Raw genomic sequence first — 8560 nt, forward strand, 5'->3', positions numbered from 1 at the left:
TGCGGTCGCGCCGCTATGGAGCGTGCGCTAGGGATGTTGTATGGCCACGGAATTACGGATGTTGCGGGATGACGAATGGGACGCCTGGTCGGACGCGCTGAACCGGGCGTTCGGCGAGCCGCCCCCGGGACCTGAGCAGCGGGCGCTCCGGCGGGAGCTCACCGAGACCGGCCGCTCGCTCGGCGTCTGGGACGGCGCGGACTGTGTCGCCACGGCGGGGGCGCTCTCCTTCGGGCTCACCGTGCCGGGCGGCGCCGAAGTGCCGGTGGCCGGGGTCACGATGGTCAGTGTGCAGCCGACGCACCGACGCCGCGGGCTGCTGCGGGCCATGATGCGGCAGCAGCTGGCGGACGTCCGGGAGCGCGGGGAGCCGCTGGCGGTGCTGACCGCCTCGGAGCCGGCGATCTACGGCCGGTTCGGCTACGGTCCGGCGGCCCTGGACATGCAGCTGACCGTGGACACCGTGCGGCCGGCCGCCCCCGAGCTGCCCGGCACGGACGGGGTGCGGCTGCGGCTGGTGGACCCGGCGGCGGCGCTGGCGGAGTGCGAGCGGGTCTATGCCCGGCTGGTGCCCGCCCGGCCGGGGATGCTGGCGCGGCGGCCCGGCTGGGCGCGGATGGCGGTACTGGACCTCCCGGGCGAGCGGGCGGGGGCCGGGGAGCTCCAGTGTGTGCTGGCCGAGGTGGACGGCGAGGTGCGGGGCTATGCGCGCTATGCGGTCAAGGTGGTCTGGGAGGACGCCGGGCCGGCGGGTGTGGTGCGGGTGCGGCACCTGGAGGCGCTGGATCCGGTGGTGTACGCGGCGCTGTGGCGCTTTCTCTTCGGGATCGATCTGACCTCGTCGGTGTCGGTGCGCAGCCGGCCGGTGGACGATGCGCTGCCGCATCTGGTCGGGGACATGCGGCGGTGCGGTCTGCTGCTGCGGGAGTCGCTGTTCGTCCGGCCGGTGGAGGTGGGCGCGGCGCTGGCGGCGCGGACGTACCGGACGCCGGTGGATGTGGTGCTGGAGGTCGCCGACCCGTTCTGCCCGTGGAACGAGGGGCGTTGGCGGCTGACCGGCGACGGGACGGGCGCGGTCTGTGCGCGGACCACGGAACCGGCCGAGCTGGCGCTGTCCGTACGGGAGCTGGGGTCGGCGTATCTGGGCGGGTTCACCCTGATGTCGCTGGCGGCGGCAGGCGCCGTCCGGGAGCTGCGGCCGGGGGCGCTGGCGGCGGCCTCGGTGGCGTTCGGGTCGGATGTGGCGCCCTGGTTGCCGCACGGGTTCTGAGGGCTTCCCGTACGGTGCGGCAACCAGGGCGGCAACGGGCCGTCAGCCGCCGCCCGTGCCCGGCTGGCAGCCCGGGCACCAGAAGAGGTTGCGGGCGGCGAGGCCGGCGGTGCGGATCTCGCTGCCGCAGATGTGGCAGCCCTGGCGGGCGCGGCGGTAGACGTAGACCTCGCCGCCATGGTCGTCGACCCGGGGCGGGCGGCCCATGGCCTCCGGCAGATGCTCCGGGCGGACGGTGTCGATCCGGTTGTGCCGGACGCCCTCGGCCATCAGGAACACCAAGTCGGCCCAGAGGGCGTCCCATTCGGCGCGAGTGAGGTCACGGCCGGCGCGGTAGGGGTCGATCCGGTGCCGGAAGAGGACCTCGGCGCGGTAGACGTTGCCGACGCCGGCGATGACCTTCTGGTCGAGCAGCAGCGCCGCGATGGTTGTCCGGCTGCGGGAGATCCGCTGCCAGGCGCGGGTGCCGTCGTCCCCGGGGCGCAGCGGGTCGGGGCCGAGCCGGTCGTGTATCGCGTGCTTCCCGGCGTCGGTGATCAGCGCGCAGGTGGTGGGGCCGCGGAGGTCGGCGTACGCGGTGGGGTTGGCCAGCCGCAGGCGCACCGTGTCGGTGGGCGGCGGGGCGGGGGCCGCGCCGAAGCCGAGCTTGCCGAACAGGCCGAGGTGGACATGGACCCAGCGGTCGGGGCCGAAGCCCAGGAAGAGGTGCTTGCCGTGCGCCTCGGCGCGGGTCATGACCTGGCCGTCGATGAGGGCCGCACCGTCCGCGAACTTGCCCTGCGGACTGCTCACCCGGACCCGTTCGCCCTCGAAGCGGGAGCGGTGGTCCTGGGCGAGGCGGTGGATCGTATGCCCCTCGGGCACGGAGGTCCTCCAGTGGGCGCGCCCGCCCGCCCCGGCGGCCGGGGTGGGCGGGCGACGGGATGAACGGGGGTCAGCCCTGCGGGTGGTGGGCCGGGATGGCGGGCAGTTCGCCGGTGGTCTCGTAGGCCGAGAGCATCTCGATGCGGCGGGTGTGCCGCTCCTCACCCGAGTAGGGGGTGGCCAGGAAGACCTCGATGAACTTGGTCGCCTCTTCCTGGGTGTGCATCCGGCCGCCCACGGAGATGACGTTGGCGTTGTTGTGCTCGCGGCCGAGCTTGGCGGTCTCCTCGCTCCAGGCCAGCGCGGCCCGGACGCCCTTGACCTTGTTGGCGGCGATCTGCTCGCCGTTGCCGGAGCCGCCGATCACGATGCCGAGGCTGTCCGGGTCGGCGGCGGTCTTCTCCGCGGCGCGCAGGCAGAACGGCGGGTAGTCGTCCTGGGCGTCGTAGATGTGGGGTCCGCAGTCGACGGGCTCGTGGCCCTGGGCCTTGAGCCACTCGACGAGGTGGTTCTTGAGATCAAAACCGGCATGGTCGGAACCGAGGTACACGCGCATGCGATGAGTGTGACACGCCCGCCGCCGGGTAGGCGCGGCTGGGTCTGCCCAGGGGCCCTGTACAGAAAGCCACCTCGCGCCTTCTGTACGCAAGTGCATCGGGCAACCATCCAGGGTTTCACACAACAATCCGGCGGCAGACCTTCCAATCCACGGTTAACGAAGATCTAATGCGAGGGATCCATCCGAGAACCACGAAGGACGGTGCACATGGGCGCGCACCCGCCTACCACCACAGCGGTTCCGACGACCGGAGAACCCGGCGGCGGACCCTCCGGGGGGCAGTCACAGGACGGGCTGCAAGCAGGACTCAAGAACCGCCATCTGTCGATGATCGCCATCGGCGGGGTCATCGGCGCCGGTCTGTTCGTCGGCTCCGGCGCCGGGATCGCGGCCGCCGGCCCGGGCATTCTCCTCTCTTACGCGCTGACCGGCCTGCTGGTCGTGCTCGTGATGCGGATGCTGGGTGAGATGGCCGCGGCCTCTCCCACGTCGGGGTCGTTCTCCGCCTACGCGGACCGGGCCATGGGCCGCTGGGCCGGTTTCACGATCGGCTGGCTGTACTGGTTCTTCTGGTCGGTCGTGCTGGCCGTCGAGGCGACCGCGGCCGCCGCGATCCTCACCGGCTGGGTGCCGGCCGTGCCGCAGTGGGCCTGGGCGCTGCTGGTGATGATCGTGCTGACCGGCACCAACCTGGTCTCGGTCGGCTCATTCGGTGAGTTCGAGTTCTGGTTCGCCGGGATCAAGGTCGTGGCGATCGTCGTCTTCATCGTGATCGGTGCGCTGGCGATATTCGGGCTGCCGCCGGGCGGTGCCCCGGTCGGCACGGAGAATCTGACCGGGCACGGCGGCTTCCTGCCACACGGTCCGGGGGCGGTCCTCTCCGGCATGCTGCTGGTGGTCTTCTCCTTCATGGGCAGCGAGATCGTCACGCTGGCGGCGAGCGAGTCGCCGAACCCGGTGCAGGCCGTCCGCAAGGCCGTCAACAGCGTCATCTGGCGGATCGCGCTCTTCTACCTGGGCTCGATCGCGGTGATCGTGACGCTGCTGCCGTGGGACTCCAAGGCGGTGGAGAAGAGCCCGTACGTGGCCGTGCTGGAGTCGCTGGACATCCCGTACGCCGGCACCGTGATGGACGTCGTGGTGCTGACCGCGGTGCTGTCCTGTCTGAACTCCGGGCTCTACACCGCCTCGCGGATGGCGTTCTCGCTCGGCCAGCGCGGGGATGCGCCGAAGTCGTTCGCCACCGTCAACAAGGGCGGCGTCCCGGCGGTCGCGATCTGGGCGTCGGTCGCCTTCGGCTTCATCGCGACGATCTTCAGCTACACCTCGAAGGACACCATCTTCGAGTTCCTGCTGAATTCGTCGGGCGCGGTGGCGCTGTTCGTCTGGCTGGTCATCTGCTTCTCGCAGCTGCGGATGCGCCGGATCATCGAGCGGGAGACGCCGGAGCGGCTGACGGTGCGGATGTGGCTGTACCCGTGGCTGACGTACGCGACGATCGGGCTGATCCTCTTCGTCATCGGCTACATGTTCTACGACCCGGACGGGCGCAAGCAGATGGTGCTGTCGGTGGTCGCGGCCGTGGTGGTGCTGGCGGTCGGACTGGTCCTGGACCGGCGCCGGCCCCGGGAGCGGGACGCGGTCGAGGGCGCGTAACGCCGGACGACGGCAGAGAAGAGGGCGGGGCCGCACCAATCCGGTGCGGCCCCGCCCTTTACACATCGGGCACCCCGGCCATCAATTGAGGAACCCCAACGGCGATCAACCACCTCCGCGAGAGCGGCGGCGGTTCAGCCGCAAAATCAGCGGCTACCGGCAAGCTTCCAGGCCGTGGGCAGCGCGCCCATCGCGAGCGCGGCCTTGAGGGCGTCGCCGATCAGGAACGGGACCATGCCGACGGCGACCGCCTCGCCGAGGGACATCCCGGTGCTCAGCGCCAGGTAGGGGACGCCGACGGCGTAGATCAGGGCCATGCCGGCGGCCATGGTGGCGGCGGTGCGCAGCACTCCGCGGTCGCCGCCGCGGCGGGCCAGCGCGCCCACGGCGGTGGCGGCGAGCAGCATGCCCACGATGTAGCCGAAGGTGGCGCCGCCGGTGCCCGAGGCACCGCCGGCGAACCACGGCATGCCGGCGATCCCCGCCAGGGCGTACAGCGCCAGCGACAGCAGACCGCGGCCCGCCCCGAGGGAGGCGCCGACCAGCAGGGCGGCGAAGGTCTGGCCGGTGACCGGGACCGGGGAGCCGGGGACCGGGACGGCGATCTGGGCCGCGATGCCGGTGAGCGCGGCTCCGCCGAGCACCAGCGCGGCGTCGCGGACGCGGGCGCGGGAGGCGGTGGCGGCCGGCAGCAGATCGGCGAGGACCGTGCCGGGACGGTTCAGAGCGGCAATGCTCATCGGGACTCCGCGAGTGTGAGGACGGATATGGGACGGGACGCGATGACGTTAGTCCAGCGGGCGGCCGGCGATCATCGTGTAGCGGCGACAAAGCCGTACCGGCCCGCTTGGAGAGTTCCGAACAACTCCCACCCTGCCCGGGTCTGTTGGGGCGCGTGACGTCTTTGCAGGTCACGTGATGCTCATCACGGCCGGGACCGCGTCGTGAGGCCGGTTTTGTGGTAGCGCGCGGGGTGCGGCGACACTGGGTCCGCCCCGCGGTGACCTGTGGAGTTCCCCCAAAACGCGCCGGCGGCCCCCGCCGCCCCGGCCCTTGCGAGAGTACGAGTCCATGCACGACGCAACGACCCAAGCCGGTGAGCCCGCCCTCGGTGCGGGCACCGGCGCGAAAGAGCCGCTGTCCGCGGGGCTCAAGCAGCGCCATCTGACGATGCTGGGCCTGGGCGGGGTGATCGGCGCGGGCCTGTTCGTGGGCTCCGGCGCCGGGATCGCGGTGGCCGGACCGGGGATCGTGCTGTCGTATCTGATCGCGGGCGCGCTGGCGACGCTGGTCATGCGGATGCTCGGCGAGATGTCGGCGGCGATACCGGCTTCCGGTGCGTTCTCGGTGCATGCGGAGCGGGCGCTGGGGCGCTGGGCCGGGTTCAGTGTGGGCTGGCTGTACTGGTTCCTGCTGGTCGTGGTGCTCGCCGTGGAGGCCACCGGGGCGGCGCAGATCGCCCACGGCTGGGTGCCGGCGGTGCCGCAGTGGGGCTGGGTGCTGCTCTTCATGGTCGTCTTCACCGTCGCCAACCTGTCCGCGGTGAAGAACTTCGGTGAGTTCGAGTTCTGGTTCGCGGCGCTGAAGGTCACCGCGATCGTGCTGTTCCTGGCGCTGAGCCTGCTGGCGGTCTTCGGCGTGCTGCCCGACACCGAGCCGGTCGGCCTGGCGAACCTCACCGGGCACGGCGGTCTGCTGCCCCACGGCTGGGGCGGGGTGATCTCCGGTGTCCTCGCGGTGGTGTTCGCGTTCGGCGGCCTGGAGGTCGTCACCATCGCCGCGGCCGAGTCGGACGATCCGGCGCGTGCGGTGGGCCGGGCGGTGCGCAGCGCGGTGTGGCGGATCCTGTTCTTCTACGTCGGCTCGATGCTGGTGATCGTGACGCTGCTGCCCTGGTCGTCGATGCAGCCGGGCAAGAGCCCGTATGTCGCGGTGCTGGACGGCATCGGGGTGCCGGGCGCCGGCCAGATCATGAACATCGTGGTGTTCGTGGCGCTGCTCTCCGCGCTGAACGCCAACCTCTACGGCTCCTCGCGGATGGTGTTCTCGCTCGCCGAGCGCGGCGAGGCGCCGCGGGCGCTGCTGAAGGTGTCCGGCGGAGGGGTGCCGCGCCGGGCCGTGCTGGCGTCGGTGGCCTTCGGGTTCGTTTCCGTGCTGCTGAATCTGAAGTGGCCGGATTCGGTCTTCCTGTACATGCTCAACGCGGTCGGCGCGGTGCTGCTGTTCGTGTGGGGGCTGATCGCGGTCTCCCAGCTGCGGCTGCGTCCGCGTATCGAACGCGAGAACCCTGGGACGCTGACCCTGCGGATGTGGGCGTTCCCGTACCTGACCTGGGCGGCGCTGCTCGCCATGGCCGGCGTGCTGGTGCTGATGCTGACCGACGACACGGCCCGGCCACAGCTGCTGTGGTCGGCCGGGGCGACCGGCGCGGTGCTGCTCGTCGCGGGCGTCCGGGAACTCCGCGCGCGCCGCGCCCGGCGCTGAACTCCCCGGTGTCGGCGGTCACACCGTGTCGTATCCGACGATGAATCAGACACACACCGTCACGATCACGTCTGAATACCGAACATTCGCTGCACAACTGTTGCCCTGAGCGGACACCGGCGCTCAAACTGGGCCCGCTTTGCCGAGGACCCCGGAGTTGTGCCGTCGGCAGGCCCTTCGCGACCTGCTGCCCCGGCGGGGGTCTTGGGGGCCCGGCAGCACCGTCGCACCGGTCGCGGCCCCGGGAGAACGCAGTATCGCCTTGCTCCGCTCTCACCTACTGGGACAGGTACGACATGAATCGGACACCCTCGTCCGCCGCCCCCGCGCGCGAGCAGACCGACGCGGGTCAGGGCGCGGGCCCCGACAGCGGCTCCACGCTGTCCAACGGACTCAAGCAGCGCCACCTCTCGATGATCGCCCTGGGCGGGGTGATCGGCGCGGGCCTGTTCGTCGGCTCGCGCGAGGGCATCGCGGCGGCCGGCCCGTCGATCGTGCTGGCCTACGCCGTCTCCGGCGCCCTGGTCATGCTGATCATGCGGATGCTCGGCGAGATGGCCGCGGCCAATCCGGCCTCCGGCTCCTTCTCCGTGCACGCCGAGCGCTCCATAGGCTCCTGGGCCGGGTTCACGGTCGGCTGGATGTTCACCGCGCTGCTGTGTGTGGCGGTGGCCGCCGAGGCGATGGGCGCCGCGGATGTGATGGTCCAGTGGTTCCCGGGCTCCGAGCCCTGGATGTGGGTCCTGCTCTTCATGGTGATCTTCACCGGGACCAATCTCGCCGCGGTCAGCAACTTCGGTGAGTTCGAGTTCTGGTTCGCCGCCCTGAAGGTCGCGGCGATCGGCATCTTCCTGGTCCTGGGCGTGCTGGCCATCTTCGGCCTGCTGCCCGGCACCTCCGCGCCCGGCACCACGCATCTGACCGGTGACGGCGGCTTCCTGCCCAAGGGCGTCGACGGCCTGATGGTCGGTCTGCTGGCCTCGGTGTTCGCCTACGGCGGTCTGGAGACGGTGACCATCGCGGCCGCCGAGTCCAAGGACCCGGTCCGCGGGGTGGCCGGCGCGGTGCGCACCGCGATGTGGCGGATCGCCCTCTTCTACGTCGGCTCGATGGCCATCATCGTCACGGTCATCCCCTGGAGCGCGCCCTCCATCGCCAAGAGCGGCCCGTACGTGGCGGTCCTGGACTACCTCAAGATCCCGGCGGCCGGCCAGGTCATGAACGTCGTCATCCTGGTCGCGCTGCTCTCCGCGGTGAACGCCAACCTCTACGGCTCCTCGCGGATGGCGTACTCGCTCATCTCCCGCGGCCAGGGCCCGGCCTTCCTCGGCAAGGTCAGCGGGGGCGTGCCGCGCCGCGCGGTCCTGCTGTGCGCCGCCTTCGGCTTCGTCGCGGTGCTGCTGAGCTTCCTGTGGCCGGACACGCTCTTCCAGTGGCTGCTGAACATGGTCGGCGCGGCCGTCCTGGTGGTGTGGGGCTTCATCGCCACCGCCCAGCTGCGGATGCGCCGGACGCTGGAGCGCGAGGCGCCCGAGAAGCTCGTGGTGAAGATGTGGGCCTTCCCGGTCCTGACCTGGGTGGCGCTGGCGGGCATCGTCGCCGTGCTGCTGCTGATGCTGCGCGATGAGAACCAGCGCATTCAGCTGCTGTTCACCGGCGGGTTCGGCGTGGTGCTGACGGTGATCGGCCTGATCCGGCAGCGGGCGCTGGACCGGGGCGCGGGCCTC

Annotated in this window: 7 protein-coding genes; 4 read left to right on the forward strand and 3 right to left on the reverse strand. The window is 71.4% G+C overall.

The window, feature by feature from the left end; genetic code table 11:
• Nucleotides 1-40 precede the first annotated feature (40 nt).
• Entirely contained in the window at nt 41-1270 is a 1230-nt protein-coding gene (locus tag AC3EUV_RS10340; RefSeq protein ID WP_435602687.1) for a GNAT family N-acetyltransferase, read from the forward strand.
• 42 nt (nt 1271-1312) lie between these two features.
• Here the strand turns inward: AC3EUV_RS10340 and AC3EUV_RS10345 are convergent, their stop codons facing one another.
• Together AC3EUV_RS10345 and AC3EUV_RS10350 are read right to left on the reverse strand one after the other, a co-directional pair.
• Nucleotides 1313-2134 carry an Fpg/Nei family DNA glycosylase gene (locus tag AC3EUV_RS10345; RefSeq protein ID WP_435602688.1) on the reverse strand — a complete coding sequence of 274 codons (822 nt, stop codon included), beginning with the start codon at nt 2132-2134 and terminating at the stop codon, nt 1313-1315.
• A 70-nt stretch (nt 2135-2204) separates the two neighbouring features.
• Nucleotides 2205-2690, reverse strand: a complete 486-nt coding sequence (locus tag AC3EUV_RS10350) for a ribose-5-phosphate isomerase (RefSeq protein WP_432145178.1) — start codon at nt 2688-2690, stop codon at nt 2205-2207.
• A gap of 210 nt (nt 2691-2900) precedes the next feature.
• On the opposite strand from AC3EUV_RS10350, the gene AC3EUV_RS10355 reads away from it, so the two are divergent.
• Nucleotides 2901-4349 (forward strand): amino acid permease, encoded by a 1449-nt coding sequence (locus AC3EUV_RS10355; RefSeq protein WP_435602689.1) that lies wholly within the window; start codon nt 2901-2903, stop codon nt 4347-4349.
• Between the two features lie 146 nt (nt 4350-4495).
• Here AC3EUV_RS10355 and AC3EUV_RS10360 read toward each other — a convergent pair whose 3' ends face one another.
• A complete protein-coding gene (locus AC3EUV_RS10360) occupies nt 4496-5089 on the reverse strand; it encodes a biotin transporter BioY (protein ID WP_435602690.1) in 594 nt (197 codons plus the stop codon).
• 331 nt (nt 5090-5420) lie between these two features.
• Here AC3EUV_RS10360 and AC3EUV_RS10365 point away from each other — a divergent pair, with 331 nt between their 5' ends.
• Both AC3EUV_RS10365 and AC3EUV_RS10370 read left to right on the forward strand, forming a co-directional pair.
• Complete coding sequence (locus AC3EUV_RS10365; RefSeq protein WP_432145181.1) at nt 5421-6833, forward strand: amino acid permease; 1413 nt, start codon at nt 5421-5423, stop codon at nt 6831-6833.
• A gap of 296 nt (nt 6834-7129) precedes the next feature.
• Nucleotides 7130-8560 (forward strand): amino acid permease (locus AC3EUV_RS10370; protein ID WP_435602691.1); only part of this gene is annotated, 1431 nt, incomplete at its 3' end.

The sequence above is a fragment of the Streptomyces sp. bgisy130 genome (assembly GCF_057708345.1).

Bases quoted from the DNA above. Each gene is read 5' to 3' on its own strand.
- AC3EUV_RS10360 (WP_435602690.1), bottom strand. From the start codon at position 5,089: ATGAGCATTGCCGCTCTGAACCGTCCCGGCACGGTCCTCGCCGATCTG.
- AC3EUV_RS10340 (WP_435602687.1), top strand. From the start codon at position 41: ATGGCCACGGAATTACGGATGTTGCGGGATGACGAATGGGACGCCTGG.
- AC3EUV_RS10355 (WP_435602689.1), top strand. From the start codon at position 2,901: ATGGGCGCGCACCCGCCTACCACCACAGCGGTTCCGACGACCGGAGAA.
- AC3EUV_RS10365 (WP_432145181.1), top strand. From the start codon at position 5,421: ATGCACGACGCAACGACCCAAGCCGGTGAGCCCGCCCTCGGTGCGGGC.
- AC3EUV_RS10350 (WP_432145178.1), bottom strand. From the start codon at position 2,690: ATGCGCGTGTACCTCGGTTCCGACCATGCCGGTTTTGATCTCAAGAAC.